General features: G+C 39.3%; 15 protein-coding genes. All 15 read left to right on the top strand.

What is annotated here, in order from left to right:
* Positions 1 to 597 precede the first annotated feature (597 nt).
* The 15 genes from N288_RS21345 to N288_RS21275 all read left to right on the top strand — a co-directional run bounded on the left by N288_RS21345 (position 598) and on the right by N288_RS21275 (position 14,632).
* The gene (locus tag N288_RS21345; protein ID WP_009792789.1) at positions 598 to 1,329 is read left to right on the top strand and encodes an RraA family protein; all 732 of its coding nucleotides are present in this window, start codon (positions 598 to 600) and stop codon (positions 1,327 to 1,329) included.
* Positions 1,330 to 1,511: 182 nt separating this feature from the next.
* Complete coding sequence (locus tag N288_RS21340) at positions 1,512 to 2,375, top strand: NAD(P)-dependent oxidoreductase (RefSeq protein WP_022544460.1); 864 nt, start codon at positions 1,512 to 1,514, stop codon at positions 2,373 to 2,375.
* A 32-nt stretch (positions 2,376 to 2,407) separates the two neighbouring features.
* The gene (rpiB, locus tag N288_RS21335; protein ID WP_009792791.1) at positions 2,408 to 2,875 is read left to right on the top strand and encodes a ribose 5-phosphate isomerase B; all 468 of its coding nucleotides are present in this window, start codon (positions 2,408 to 2,410) and stop codon (positions 2,873 to 2,875) included.
* Positions 2,876 to 2,974: 99 nt separating this feature from the next.
* Positions 2,975 to 4,276, top strand: a complete 1,302-nt coding sequence (locus N288_RS21330; protein ID WP_022544459.1) for an ABC transporter substrate-binding protein — start codon at positions 2,975 to 2,977, stop codon at positions 4,274 to 4,276.
* A 93-nt stretch (positions 4,277 to 4,369) separates the two neighbouring features.
* Positions 4,370 to 5,260: a carbohydrate ABC transporter permease gene (locus N288_RS21325; RefSeq protein WP_022544458.1), complete on the top strand. Its 891-nt coding sequence runs from the start codon at positions 4,370 to 4,372 to the stop codon at positions 5,258 to 5,260.
* 11 nt (positions 5,261 to 5,271) lie between these two features.
* Complete coding sequence (locus tag N288_RS21320; protein WP_022544457.1) at positions 5,272 to 6,171, top strand: carbohydrate ABC transporter permease; 900 nt, start codon at positions 5,272 to 5,274, stop codon at positions 6,169 to 6,171.
* An 83-nt stretch (positions 6,172 to 6,254) separates the two neighbouring features.
* Positions 6,255 to 7,277, top strand: coding sequence for a LacI family DNA-binding transcriptional regulator (locus N288_RS21315; protein WP_009792795.1), 1,023 nt, complete (start codon positions 6,255 to 6,257; stop codon positions 7,275 to 7,277).
* Between the two features lie 83 nt (positions 7,278 to 7,360).
* Entirely contained in the window at positions 7,361 to 8,053 is a 693-nt protein-coding gene (locus tag N288_RS21310; protein ID WP_022544456.1) for an RraA family protein, read from the top strand.
* Entirely contained in the window at positions 8,031 to 9,125 is a 1,095-nt protein-coding gene (locus N288_RS21305; RefSeq protein WP_009792797.1) for an Ldh family oxidoreductase, read from the top strand. The genes N288_RS21310 and N288_RS21305 overlap by 23 nt, the downstream gene beginning before the upstream one ends.
* Entirely contained in the window at positions 9,125 to 10,318 is a 1,194-nt protein-coding gene (locus tag N288_RS21300) for an iron-containing alcohol dehydrogenase (RefSeq protein ID WP_009792798.1), read from the top strand. The genes N288_RS21305 and N288_RS21300 overlap by 1 nt, the downstream gene beginning before the upstream one ends.
* A gap of 21 nt (positions 10,319 to 10,339) precedes the next feature.
* Positions 10,340 to 11,836: an aldehyde dehydrogenase family protein gene (locus N288_RS21295; RefSeq protein ID WP_009792799.1), complete on the top strand. Its 1,497-nt coding sequence runs from the start codon at positions 10,340 to 10,342 to the stop codon at positions 11,834 to 11,836.
* A 167-nt stretch (positions 11,837 to 12,003) separates the two neighbouring features.
* Positions 12,004 to 12,966 carry a 2-hydroxyacid dehydrogenase gene (locus tag N288_RS21290; protein ID WP_009792800.1) on the top strand — a complete coding sequence of 321 codons (963 nt, stop codon included), beginning with the start codon at positions 12,004 to 12,006 and terminating at the stop codon, positions 12,964 to 12,966.
* A gap of 230 nt (positions 12,967 to 13,196) precedes the next feature.
* Positions 13,197 to 13,532 (top strand): YobA family protein, encoded by a 336-nt coding sequence (locus tag N288_RS21285; RefSeq protein ID WP_022544455.1) that lies wholly within the window; start codon positions 13,197 to 13,199, stop codon positions 13,530 to 13,532.
* Between the two features lie 62 nt (positions 13,533 to 13,594).
* Positions 13,595 to 13,936, top strand: a complete 342-nt coding sequence (locus N288_RS21280; RefSeq protein ID WP_022544454.1) for a YobA family protein — start codon at positions 13,595 to 13,597, stop codon at positions 13,934 to 13,936.
* A gap of 21 nt (positions 13,937 to 13,957) precedes the next feature.
* Positions 13,958 to 14,632, top strand: coding sequence for a hypothetical protein (locus N288_RS21275; protein ID WP_009792803.1), 675 nt, complete (start codon positions 13,958 to 13,960; stop codon positions 14,630 to 14,632).
* The last annotated feature ends 44 nt before the right edge of the window (positions 14,633 to 14,676 follow it).

Genomic DNA, 14,676 nt, shown 5'->3' with positions numbered 1-14,676 from the left:
ACCACTTGACTATGAAGGAAACTGGGTTGTGAATTAGCTGAGACGGTGTAAAAAACTTAATCAATGTTTAATTAGCAGCAAAAAATCTGACGAAGCTTCGTCAGATTTTTTTATCGTTTTCTGTAGGATGATCAATATTTTTTCAAAAAAAATATTAATATATTGTAATAATTAAATCTCATTATAATAGCTTTAGACTTTTTGCTATAAAAGGAAAGCAAAATCAAAGATCTAAACAAAGTATAGAGGAATACTTTATTTGAAAAATAAAACTATTTATATTGTTTTGAAAATTAAAAAAATTAATTGACTAAATTCTGCTTGATATGTATTGTTTAGATTGTAGGGTAACGGTTTCCAAAAACGGTTTCCAAAAACGATTTCCAAAATCGTTCAGCCCCATTCTTCCTTCCGTTTATATGCCTTCTAAAGAACTTTCAACTCTGCCAGTAAGCTAATAAATGCGCAAGCATTTATTAAAAAAGTAAATTTTTAAAGCGCTTTCTTTTAAGGAGGTGAATTCTCTTTCGAACAAAGTAACACGTTGCTAAAGAAAATGGCAGCTTTAAAAATATTAAAACAAAGGGAGAGAACTAAATGTCAACAGATCAAACAGTAAGAAATGAAAAAACAATTGATCGTGCAGAAATCCTGGAGCTGTATAAAGATTTACGAGTCTGTGATGTTCGTGATGGATTAGATTGGGTAGGGATGCAAGGTTATGGAACGGTGAATCATAAATTCAAACCATTATTCCGTACAAGAGCTGTTGGAATTGCCCGCACTGCCCGCTATTTACCTTTTGAAGGTCCAAATCCAAGAGTTACTGGAGAGGAATATTCAAAATGGGTTGGCTGGTACTACAATGAAGTGGGTAATTACCCTTGGAAGGAAGATATTGAGGAAGGCGACTTTGTTGTCCTGGATATGAGTGGTGTTGATGTAGGCCTTCTTGGTTCTGATAATACTCTGGACTTTAAAGCAAGAGGTGTAGAAGGTTATCTCTTGAACGGGGGAGGAATAAGGGATACAGATGAATGTATTCTGCAAGGGATTCCGGTTTGGTCTGAATTTACTTCACAAGGAATGAATCAAACACGCATCCGCTTTGATTCAAAGGATATTCCGGTAGCTATCGGCGGAGTTGCAATTTACCCGGGGGATGTAATAGTTGCAGATGGTGATGGTATTGTGGCGGTTCCTCAAAAGTTAGCTAAAGAAGTTGCGAAATATGCTCATCAGGAGCTATCGAATGATAAAAAGAGCAGAGGGAAGCATTATAAAAACCTTGGCTGGGAACTAGATGAAACAGTTTCAGATGAAGGTTAATCAGTAATCTTTATCAGGCATTATATAAAAAGGGCCGATTAAAAAAGTGGTATGAAAACAACTTTTTTAAATCGGCTTCAAAACTATACTATACAAATATCATAAAGTGTTTTTATAAAAAAAACAACAGAGGTACATCCTTTAATATTTGAAAATTCAATCTTCTGAGAGGGGAATGAAAAGTGAAAAATAAACGTGTTGGATTTATTGGGCTTGGAGCAATGGGTCTTCCAATGGCTAAAAATCTTCAAAAAAATGGTTATGATCTCCATATAACTGCACATAACAATCGTAAGCCTGTAGAAGAATTAACTTCTATGGGTGCAGTTGAACATTCTTCCGCTGCTGATGTTGTATCGAATTCTGAAGTTATAATCAGTATTTTGCCTGCGGATAAGGAAATGGAAAGTGTTTTATTATCAGAAGAGGTCCTTAATGTGCTTAATCCCGGTCAGTTTTTGATTGAAATGACATCAGGATCTCCGGAAATGATGAAAAAGGTCCACGCTGCTTATCAGCAAAAAGGAATACCTGTTTTGGATGGTCCAGTAAGCGGCGGTACAGCCGGTGCAGAAAATGGCACATTAACAGTCATGGCTGGCGGGGATGCTGACGTTCTTGAAAGATTAAGGCCGGTACTAGAATCAATGGCTACAAATATTTATTTGGTTGGTTCAGTGGGAGACGGAAAAGCGATTAAGGCAATAAATCAAATGTTAGCAGGCATTCACATGGCTGCCGCCGCAGAGGCTGTTGCGCTGGCAGAGAAGCTTGAAATTGATATGGATAAGCTTAAGGCGGTTGTTGGCAGCAGTTCAGGAAATTCATGGATGCTGGAAAATAAAATGGATGGTCTTATAAGAAGAGATTTCACGCCGGGCTTTAAGCTGAATCTTATGAAAAAAGATATCCAAATTGCTGTAAATGAAGGGAACGGCAAGCAGCTGCCGCTCGCAAATTATGTACTTGATCTATTTAAACAGTCCGAAAAAGACGCTGGTGATAAAGATTTCTCAGCAGTTGGCAGATCCTCACTTTCATCCTGAAGAGGATATTTTAATCTGATAGGAGATATAGGATGCATATTGCAATTGGAAGCGATCATTGTGGTTTTGAAATGAAAAATGCATTATTGCCTTTTTTTAAAACCATTGGTTGTGATGTTGTGGATTATGGCTGTTATTCCGGCGAAACAGTGGATTTTCCGGACATTTCAAGAGAGGTCTGTGATGCTGTCCGTTCTGGAAAATCAGAAAGAGGTATCTTATTTTGTGGTACAGGTGTGGGGGCAGCAATAGCATCTAATAAGATAAATGGTATACGGGCCGCGGTTTGCCATGATATTCATTCAGCCCACCAGTCTGTTGAACATGACAATGTAAATGTCATGTGTATAGGAGCACAAATCATCGGCCCGTGGCTTGCTGAGGATTTGATAAAGTCTTTTGTGAATGCTATTTTCAGCCCGGAAGAACATTTATTGCGAAGAGTAGAGAAACTGGAACAACTTGAGCTGAGATCCAGCCGTGAATTCAATGCAGATTAAGTAGAGCAAGATTCATTGAGTCATAAAAATTTAATAATAGCCTGCAAATATAACATGATCAACATTCGGGGCAACCCAATTACTAATGGGGGAATGAAAATGGTTAAAATGAAAGCGTTGTTATTTTTGGTTGTATCTGCTTTTCTGGTTTTATCCGGCTGTTCAGGCGGAGAAAAATCATCATCAGACGGCAGTAATTCTGGTGAAAAGGTAGAAATCCGCTTCTCTTGGTGGGGAGATACAAAGCGCAATGAAATTTACAATGCAATTGTAGATCGCTTTGAAAAAGAAAATCCCAATATTACGGTGAAACGTGAATTCGGCGGCTGGAATGATTATTGGGATCGATTAGCTACTCAAGTTGCCGGCGGAAATGCACCGGATGTTGTAAGCATGCACCAATTCTATGTTTCTGATTATGCCCGAAGAAATGCACTGCTAAACTTAAAGGACCAAGTGGATTCTGGAAAGATAAATTTAGAGAACTTCCCTCAGACTACTATTGATAGCGGCAAAGTCGGAGAGGATTTGTTTATGGTAGCCAAGGGTGTCACTATGCCAGGCTGGGCTTATAATACTGCTTTATTTGACAAACTGGGAATTGATTATCCAGACGCAAATTGGACGTATGATGATTTCGTTGATAAAGTGGCAGAAATCCATGAAGCATCAAACGGAGAGATCTGGGGAGCTGCTAATATGAGCGGAGGCCAGCTTCAGCCAGTATTCCGGTATTTCCTGCGTCAAAGCGGAAAAGATCTATTTAACGATGAAGGAAAAATCGCTTTCGGTAAAGAGGAAGTTGTTGAATGGTGGTCAATGTGGGATAAGCTGAGAAAAGAAAATTTGATTCCCGATGCTGAAACAATGACTGAATATGAAAGTGCCCCACTTGAGCAAAACCTATTTGTCTCAGGTAAAACAGGCTTACAGCAGATTCCTGCTAACCAAATTCACCTTTATCAGGAGCAATTTGATGAAGGTGAAATTAGGATAGTAAGAATGCCGCAAAAAGCTGGCGGTGAATCAGGAGAATATATCGAAGGTGCCTACCTGAGCATCACAGAGAAATCAAAACATCCTGATGAAGCGGCAAAGTTTATTGATTTCTTTGTAAATGAAGAAAAAGCCTTGGAGCTATTTAAAGTAGAGCAAGGTGCTCCAGGTTCGACAGAAATGCAGGATTTCGTAAAACCATTATTAGAACCGGCACAGCAAAGAGCGGTTGACTATATTCAGGAGACTGTCAAGTATGCAAGACCTGCAGCATATGCTCCTCTTGGTGTAAATGAGGTTGAACAGGCATTTGCAGATAATGCCAGTGCCATTAGCTTCGGGGAAAAAACAGTTGAACAGGCAGCAGAGGATTTTATTGAATTAGCTGAAAGTATCTTGAAATAAACCTAGAAAAAAATGAGCGGGCTGCCTGGATTGATAGATCTATTAGAAGATCAAAGAATAGGTCGCCCCTCATTCATGAAAGAGGGGGTTTGTATGCAATCGCTGAAACGCAGCTGGCAGAAGAATTGGGTAGGATATTTTTTTTTAACACCTTGGCTGATTGGGTTAATAGGATTAAGTGTTATACCAATGGCTGCATCACTATATTTTTCATTTACTAGTTATGATATGTTCACAGCGCCCGAATGGATTGGTTTATCGAATTACATCGAAATGTTTAATGATGCTAAGTGGCTAAAAAGTGTGAAGGTAACATTGATCTATGTATTTTTAGGGGTTCCATTACAATTAGCGTTTGCATTAGGTGTTGCAGTACTATTGAATCGTGGTTTAAAAGGACTGCAGGTTTACCGGGCGATTTATTATGTTCCATCATTATTTGGCGGCAGTGTTGCTATTGCATTGCTATGGAGGCAGTTATTCGGCGGCGAAGGATTAATAAATAAGGTTTTAGCACTGGTTGGCATTGAGGGGCAGAACTGGATATCTTCTCCTGATACAGCACTTTACACGCTGATTATTTTGACTATTTGGCAATTCGGAGCACCGATGGTTATATTTTTGGCAGGATTAAAGCAAGTGCCTGTTGAACTATACGAATCTTCTCTCATTGATGGTGCCGGGCCAGTAAAACAGTTCTTTAGTATTACACTCCCATTAATCACACCAATCATCTTCTTTAATCTTGTTATGCAAATAATTAGTGCGTTCCAGGCGTTTACTCCTGCATATATCGTAAGTGGAGGCAAAGGCGGGCCGCTTGATTCAACATTATTCTACACACTGTATCTCTATCAGAAGGGCTTTACTCAATTTCAGATGGGCTATGCATCTGCAATGGCGTGGTTTTTGTTAGCCTGTATTTCAGTTGTGACAGCAATTGTATTTATTTCATCTAAAAAATGGGTGTATTACCAAGAATAGAGGTGAATGGGATGGAGACGAGCAGAGCAGCTGAATCGATTCAGAGTGCCGCAGAATTTAACCAAATTAGCAAAAAGAAGTTTCAGCCAAAGAAACTGCTATTGCATGTCATTATAATAGCAATTGGCTTAGTCATGTTATACCCCCTTTTGTGGATGGTCAGCAGTTCGTTTAAAGAACCAACAGAAATTTTTAAAGGAGTTTCTTTTTTACCTACAAACTTTAATTTCGATAACTATATAGAAGGATGGACGGGATTATCAGGGGTTTCTTTTGGAAGATTCTTTTTAAACACTTTTATCTTAGTTATCTTTTGTACGATTGGTACAGTTTTTTCTTGTTCAATGGCTGCATACGCCTTCGCAAGACTTGATTTCAAGTTTAAAAAGGTTCTATTCGGAGTAATGCTGGTTACCATGATGCTTCCATTTCATGTTACAGTAATCCCCCAATATATCATGTTCAACAAGCTGGAATGGATCAACACCTATATCCCGTTAATTTTACCTAAGTTCTTAGCTGTTGACGGATTCTTTATTTTCCTGATGGTTCAATTTATCCGCTCTATTCCAAAGGAGTTGGATGAAGCTGCAAAAATGGATGGCTGTGGCCCGATTCGAATGTTTTACACTTTGATCATGCCTCTTGCATTACCTGCAGTTATAACAACAGTTATCTTTACGTTCATATGGACATGGAATGATTTCTTTAGTCAGCTTCTCTATTTAAGTGATATTAAATTATACACTGTTGCATTAGGACTGAGAATGTTCTTGGATGCAATGGGCCAAAATTCATGGGGGGCATTGTTTGCAATGTCAACACTATCTCTTATTCCGCTGTTTATTATCTTCATTTTCTTCCAAAAGTATTTGATTGAAGGAATAACAGCTGGCGGAGTGAAAGGATAAGATCATTACTAACGTATGAATTATAAATACGTGTATTAATACTTTAAAATGTATTTCTGATCAGCGGAAATGAGGTAAATACCATGAAGGTTACAATTTCAGATGTAGCAAAAAAAGCTAGTGTTTCCAAATCAACAGTTTCCAGAATTATTAATGGCAATCACGAACAAAACACACAAGAGACAGTGAATAAAGTATTGAAGGTAATAGAAGAACTTGATTATAAACCCAATGCACTTGCAAGAAGCTTAAAGTCAACTAAAACAAATGTCATAGGCATTATATTATCAAAACTTCAGAATCAATTCTGGTCCAGTGTATTAGAAGGGGTTGAAGATACTTGCAGAAGCTACGGGTATAACCTGATGATTTGTAACTCAAATGAAGATGGGCAACTGGAGGAGGAACATATCCGTTCGCTTCAGATGCACCAGCTTGATGGCTTAATCATTAACCCCACCCTGAAAAATAAATTGCTTTATAAAAAATTAACAGATAACAAATTTCCATTTATTTTAATGAATCGAAAACTATATGATCAAGATGTTCATATGGTTACAGTGGATAACATTAAAGGTGCCAGGGTAGCGATTGAACATCTCATCCAGACAGGGAGAAGGAAAATCGCCATATTTTTATACCCTCCAGCCGAAATAAGTCCAAGGCTTGAGCGGTTAGAAGGATATAAGCAAGCCCTTATAAAAAATGGTATTAAAGTAAACCAGTCTCTTATTCAAATAGTTGGGGAAGAAGCTGGAGAAGTAGAGGAAGCAGTAAAACGTTTACTTAATTCTCCTGATCGTCCAGATGCAATTTTTTCGACAAATAACATGATGACACTGAGTATCCTGGAAGGTATAAAAAGCCAGCAGATTATGGTTCCTCAAGATTTGGGGCTTATTGGTTATGATGAAACAGTTTGGGCAAAGCATTTAAATCCCCCGCTTACTACGGTTAATCAGCCATCGTATGAAATGGGCACTATAGCAGCTAAAAAGTTGATTTATCTAATTGAAGGGAAAGAAGACCAGATGGCTGAAAAAGTTGTATCGTTAGAACCTAATTTAATCATAAGGAAGTCTTGTGGTGCTGATAAATCTTATTAATGTAAAAGTTATAAAACGGTAATAAGAAATAAAATCCGGAACTAATTAGCCCGGGCATTCTACTAAACTGAGGAGGGTCCATAATGAACAATATTGGATTTCGTGTGCTGCCTATTAAAAATAGGGTGAGTAAAGAGATAATCGAACAATATAGAAGTGTTGTAACCCCTCATATTAGCGACAATTTGAATCGTATGCATGCCATTGGGGCAAAGCTTCGGCCTTATCATAAAAAAGGGAAGCTGATAGGAACAGCTGTTACTGTTAAGACACGGCCCGGCGATAATTTACTGGTCCATAAAGCCATTGATCTTGCTGAGCCTGGTGACGTAATTGTGGTTGACGCAGGCGGGGATACAACGAACGCAATTGTTGGTGAGATTATGCTCCGCATTGCAAAACGCAATGGAATTACCGGATTTATCATTGATGGGGCCATTCGCGATACGAAAGCATTTGCAGAAGGGGATTTTCCTGTTTACGCTGTCGGCGTTACCCATCGAGGCCCATATAAAGATGGTCCAGGGGAAATAAATGTACCCATATCAATTGATGGAATGTGTGTGAATCCAGGGGATTTGATTATTGGGGACGAGGATGGAATCGCTGTTATCCCGCAGGAAAATGCTGAAGAATTGTTATATAAAGTAAAAGCACAGGAAGTAAAAGAATCTGAAATTTTCGAATCGATAGAAAATGGAACGATTGACCGAAGCTGGATAGATGAAACATTACAGAAAAGGGGATGTGAACTTGAGAGTATCTCAAAAATTTGATTGGGAAAAACTTCAGAAATTCTGCTCGGATGTTTTTATAAAGGCAGGTGTTAAGAGGGAAGATGCTGAGACTGTAGCTGAGTCGTTAATTCAAGCCGATCTGCGGGGAATAGACTCGCACGGTGTCGTTCGAACAGATATATATATAAAGAGAATTGAAAAAAACATGATGAATCCTTTTGCTGAAATTTCTATTGAGGAAGAAACTGATGCTACTGCATTAGTGAATGGCCATAATCAATTGGGTGCCATTGTCGGCAGCAAAGCTCTTGATCTTGCTTTACATAAAGCGAAAGAAAAAGGAGCTGCAATCGTAGGAGTTAAAGGTTCAAACCATTTTGGAACAGGTGCTTTCTACGTATCTAAAGCTATTGAAAAAGATATGATTCTATTGGTCTTATCAAATGCATCACAAACAATGCCACCAACAGGAGGGGTCAGGCCTTTTATTGGAACCAACCCTTTAGCCATAGGGGTTCCTGCTGGCGAAGAGGAGGCATTTATTTTAGATATGGCTACAAGTGTAGTGGCAAGAGGCAAGATTATTGTTGCAGCTCAAAAAGGAGAAGACATACCTTTGGGATGGGCAATAGACAAACATGGGAATCCAACCACAAATGCACAGGATGCATTAGAAGGATCTGTATTGCCTCTGGGTGGACCTAAAGGGTATGGGATTTCTATGTTTATAGATATTCTGGCCGGAGTTTTAACGGGTGCTGGATTTGGAAGGTATGTGAATAATATGTATGAAAACTGGAATGATCCACAAAATGTCGGACATTTCTTTCTTGCCATCGATATTAATAGTTTTATGCCAATTGAAACATTTAAGAAGCGGATTGACATGTATTTGAGAGAAATTAAAGCTGAACCAAGGGCAATTGGAGTAGATAAGATTTATATTCCAGGAGAAATCGAGTCATTTAAAGTGAAGGAACGAAAGAAAAATGGAATTGAGCTGCCAAGTAAAGTTGTGGAAGAATTAAGGCTAATTGGTGACCAGTATAGTGTAAATTTGATGAATGCAATAATTTCAGAGGCAGATCAACATAAGGAGGCGCTTAAATAATGTTAACTTTAACTTCTTTTCGTTATGAGATTCCAACAGTCATCGAGTTTGGCAGAGGCTATGTTAATGAACTTCATAGACATGTAAAAGCTCTAGGAGGTAAAAAAGTACTGGTGGTAGGAGATCCGGGCGTACTCCAGGCAGGAATTGTACGTCGAGTTGAACAGCCTCTTGCAGATGCGGAGATACCATTTATCAGATTTACTGAAGTAGGGGTAGAGGCATCTATCGAATCAGTTGATAAGGGATTAGAAATCGCAAGGCAGACAGGATGCGATATTGTTGTTGGCGTTGGTGGAGGCAGCGCTTTAGATACAGCAAAATCTATTGGCCTTATGTTAAGGAACGCTGGGAACATAAGAGATTATGTGGGATTAGATAAAGTTACCGAACCTGGTGCACCTGTAATTGCAATCCCAACTACATCCGGGACTGGAAGCGAAATGACAAGATTTGCAGTTTTATCCGATACATCTGCACAGGCAAAATTAAGTGTTGGCAGCATGTATGTTTGTCCAAATTTAGCATTATGTGATCCTGAGTTAACTTTATCATTGCCACCGCACATAACAGCTGCAACAGGTATGGATGCACTTACACATGCACTGGAATCCTATGTTAATAAAGCAACCCAGCCAATATCTGAAGGATTATCTGTACAATCAATGAAGCTGATATCAAAGAGTCTTAGATTAGCTGTTATCCAAGGTGAAAACATTGATGCACGACATGATATGTTAATGGCCAGCACGATTGCTGCAATGGCATTCAGTTCAACCCGACTGGGGCTTGCTCATGCTCTTGCAATGCCATTAGGTGCCCACTTTAAAATACCTCATGGGGTAATAAATGCGATTCTATTGCCAGAGGTGATGCAATTCAATCTAATTGGCAATACAAAAAAGTTTGCTGAAATTGCTGGTATTTTTGGAGAGAAAATAGACCATTTAACAACGAGAGAAGCTGCGGAGCGTGCTGTTATTGCAATCCGGCAGTTAAATAAAGATATTGGAATTACAAAAACATTATCAGATTACGGTCTCGAGGAAGAACATTTAGATTTTATAGTGGATGAAGCCATGCAATCTGGGAATGTACCGGTCAATCCTGTAAAACCGACAAAAGAGGATTTGAAGAATATTTGTCGTGGAGCTATGGTAGCACTTAACAAAGAAGAAGCAGTGATTGGTTAATTTACTAAGGAGCTGAAATAGATGATCAGTACAACAAACAAAGACATGTTGGAATGGCTGGACACTCATATTGAAAAATCATATGGAAACTTTATTGACGGCGAGTGGAAAGAGACCTTCAGCGGCAGTACATTTCCACTATATAACGCTGCAAATAAACATCAGGTACTGGGATATTTTCAAAATTCTACAGAAGTAGATGTCGACCAGGCAGTAGAAGCAGCACATCACGCATTTAAAAGCTGGTCAAAGGTTCCCGGTCCGGAAAGAGGAGCCATTATTTTTCGATTCGCTGATTTACTTGAGCAAAATGCGGAGGAATTAAGTTATATGCTTTCTGCAGAGCAGGGAAAAGCTTTGGCAGAGTCAAAAGGAGAGGTACTCCGTGCTGCAAAAGAAGCGCGCTTTTGTGCCGGAGAAGCATCACGCATCGAGGGTGACACGCTGCCGGGAGAAAGAGCCAATGTTACAAGTTCAACAATGAGACAGCCAATAGGTGTTGTGGCAGCAATTGCCCCCTGGAATTTCCCGGTTGTTACTCCAGTGAGAAAAATTGCTCCTGCTTTGGCTTATGGCTGTACGGTAGTCTATAAGCCGGCTTCGGCAACACCTTGGACTTCGGTTAAGCTAATGCAGCTGCTCGAAAAATCCGGGGTGCCGAAAGGAGTTGTTAACTTCATCTCGGGCAGCGGATCTAAAGTAGGGACCCCGCTTATCAATCATCCCCTCGTAAAAGGAATCAGCTTTACCGGTTCCACTGATTTAGGAATCCAAATAAACGAAAGAGCAGCCAGAAGGCTGGTGAAAACCCAGCTTGAATTAGGCGGTAAAAATCCAGCAGTAGTTCTGGATTTTGATAATGCTGAGGATATTGCAAAACAAATTGTGCCAGCAGCATTTGCTTGCAGTGGTCAAAGATGTACTTCATTAAGCAGGGTAATTGTGGTAAAGGATAAAAAACAAGAGCTTACAGAGGCACTGCTAAAAGAATTGCAAAACATTAAAGTTGGCCCTTCATGGCAGAGTGATATATCTATGGGCCCGCTTATTAATCAACAGCATCTTGAATCAGTACAAGAGTATCTTTCAGCTGGCATTAGAGAAGGTGCAAAACTCCTTTATGGTGGTGAAGTGTTAAATACTGGCCAATTTGCAGACGGAGCATATATGCAGCCTGCCTTACTGGATTCTGTTACTCCTCAAATGAGGGTAGCAGGCGAGGAAATATTCGGTCCGGTCTTATGTGTAATGGAAGCTGAGGATCAAGAAGATGCCCTTGATATAGCTAACTCTGTTAGTTATGGATTAGCAGCATCAGTGTTTACCAGCCAATTCTCAGCGGCGCATCAATTTGTCCAAGAATCAGAGGTTGGGATGGTTCATGTAAACCATGGAACAGCCAGTGCGGCACATATGCCATTTGGCGGATGGAAACACTCTGGCTTTGGTGCATATTCAATTGGAAAATCAAATATTGATTTCTTCACAGACCTGAAGGCAGTTTATTACCAATACTAACTAATGCTTCACTGCAGGTAGAGAAGAAAGCCAGTCCTGATAGTTGTTATGATTGCATCAGATTCATTGAAAGGTTCCTTTCAGCTAAACACAGAGCGTACTGAATCAGTTGTGAAGCTTCTGTGTATTAAAATTTGAGTTAAATTACAATAGAAAGGAGGTTCATATTGAAACCCAAAGTTTATATTACTAGGAAAATACCTGATGATTTTATGGCTAAAATCAAATCTGAGTGTGATGTAAAAGTATGGAGCGAAGAAGATATCCCAGTTCCCCGGGATATATTAGAAGCAGAAGTTGCTGAGGTTGACGGCCTTCTTTGTTTTTTAACTGAAGACATTGATGAGTCTATTATTGAAAAGGCAAGTCAACTAAAAGTGATTAGCAATATGGCTGTAGGTTACAACAATATAGATATTGAAGCAGCAAAAAACAAAAGAATTACAGTTACAAATACCCCAGGTATCTTAACTGACACAACTGCAGATTTAACGTTCGCACTTTTAATGGCTGCCTCAAGAAGAATTATTGAGTCAAATGAATTTCTTAAGATGGGTAAATGGAAAACCTGGTCACCATTCCAGCTTACAGGGCAGGATGTTTATGGAGCAACATTGGGGATCATTGGAATGGGCAGAATTGGTGAAGCACTAATAAAAAGAGCTAAAGGGTTTAGCATGAACTGTATCTATTATAACCGTACAAGAAAAACTCATTTAGAAGAAGAACATGATATAAAGTTTGAGGAATTGGATCATTTATTACAAATAGCTGATTTTGTATGCATATTAACTCCCTATACACCTGAAACAAAGAATCTGATTAGTGAGAGAGAATTAAAATTAATGAAGAGTACCTCGATACTAATAAATACTGCACGCGGCGGAATTGTTAACGAGGATGCTTTATATAAGGCGTTAACCAATGGAGAGATATGGGCTGCAGGACTCGATGTCTTTGAGCAAGAGCCGATTGATAACACTCATCCACTTATGGCTTTACCAAATGTTGTAGCACTGCCGCATATAGGCAGTGCTACAGTAAAAACCCGTATGAAAATGGCTGAATTAGCAGTAGACAATTTGCTGCTTGGGGTAAAGGGCTTAACACCCAATAGTGTCATCGTTTAAGCGGTGACAGGCACCACCCGAATAATCTTGTTCCACGTTAATAGTTTCACAGAGAGTGAAGTGAAAGAAGCTTCACTCTTTTTTATATTGGTGACAGGCACCCCCCGATTAATCTTGTTTCACAGATTGTTCCACACATAGTGGTCATTTACCTCTTCTATAATCAATCCATTTCAAATATAATTGTAAATAAACGGTAAAGTTGAAACTATCCATTTTTTGAGGAAGGAATGACAACCATCAGAACATTATTAAAGTTTTGCTGCCTCCTATTGTTGTCTGCCTGTACTTTAGGTGCGGTTCAGGAAGAAGGTTACATTATAAGCAAAAGTGATTCTGAAATTTGGGTTGTACCGGCCAATGAAAAAGAGATAGAAGAGGAAGAGTTTGAGGAACTTGCAGAAACTTTTGGTGGTGAAGGAACATATTTTAAAATTACCAGCCTTGATAGCAAACTTCGGGATAAGCTCAAAGCAGGTCAGAAAGTAATAGTTTACTACAATGGAAATAAAGCAACATCAGCCCCAGGACAAGCAGGAGCCATAAAGGTAAAAATTGTGAAGTGAGGACGGCCAGCCTAGCGTAGACCATCGTTCTTTGATCCTCAACATGTGGGGGGAGGAAAGTAATGAAAAATAGTAGAGTGCTCGTGATGATGCTGATCCTTTGCTGTATGGTAATGTCTTCATGTTCGAAAAAGCCTGTCTTTGAAGGTTATGTTGCCCAAAAGTTTTCTGAGCCTAATATGATTCTGGTCATTAGTAACATTTCAGATGAAGTGCTTGAGAATGGAACACAAGAAGAAATAATGGAGATAGCTTACGAACAAGGCATGTTTTTTTATGTAAGTAAAAGACAATTAAAGAATTTAGAGATTGGGCAAAAAGTTGCCATAACCTACAACGGCAAGGCTCAGGAATCGCTTCCTCCTAAGACAGGGGCAGAGCGGATTGAGGTATTGGAAGAATAAAGCAAAAGTAAGGTGAAAAAAATGAAAATAGAAGTCAGCTGGTTTCCTCCCGGAAAAGTAATGATAGAACCGAAGGCGGAAGCCACTTATCCTTTTGAGATACGAGGAGATTTCAGGCATATCGTGGAATTTCCCTATTATGCCGAAAGTGGTCTTGCAAATCATTATGAAGTATTTTTTTGCAGCTGGATGGAGAATCCGGATTATTATCCTGTTTATTCACTTGTGGAAATCTTTGATTTTCAGCAGGCAGAATTTGAAGGTCTGTACAGGGAGCAGGATATAGCGTTCAATTGTGCGAAGGGCGAATACAAAGATACCTTCTTTGTAAAAGCAGTGATTCGCACCCCGCAGCAATTCAAAGCCTATTATCCTTATTTGCATGGAAACGGAAATATGCTGAACCTGTCATTATGGTCGATCAAACAGGATGTGTTCAGCCTGGAGGAAAGGGAGCACGAGTCGCCTTATCCTGTGAAAAGGACCAAAAATAACATCACCAGACTTGTCAAACTTACATGGTCAGCCAATGTACCTATTGTCACTTTAACCGGGGATTCCACAGTATTTTGGGTAGGTCATGATGGCAATTACATTACAGTAATTTCAAATAATGAACACTTTTCAGGAATAGATTCACTTCAAAAAATAGTTCCGAAGATGGCTGAGCTGGTCGAGAATTATGAGTGGGAATAAGTTGGGGACTAATACGCGATTGTTAAATGTTAGTTTGGGAAACA

Origin of the sequence: Bacillus infantis NRRL B-14911 (genome assembly GCF_000473245.1) — a bacterium.
GTDB classification, from domain to species: Bacteria; Bacillota; Bacilli; order Bacillales; family Cytobacillaceae; genus Bacillus_AB; species Bacillus_AB infantis.
Note: the sequence above shows the minus strand (reverse complement) of the source record. Positions and strands in the feature narration are given on the sequence as shown.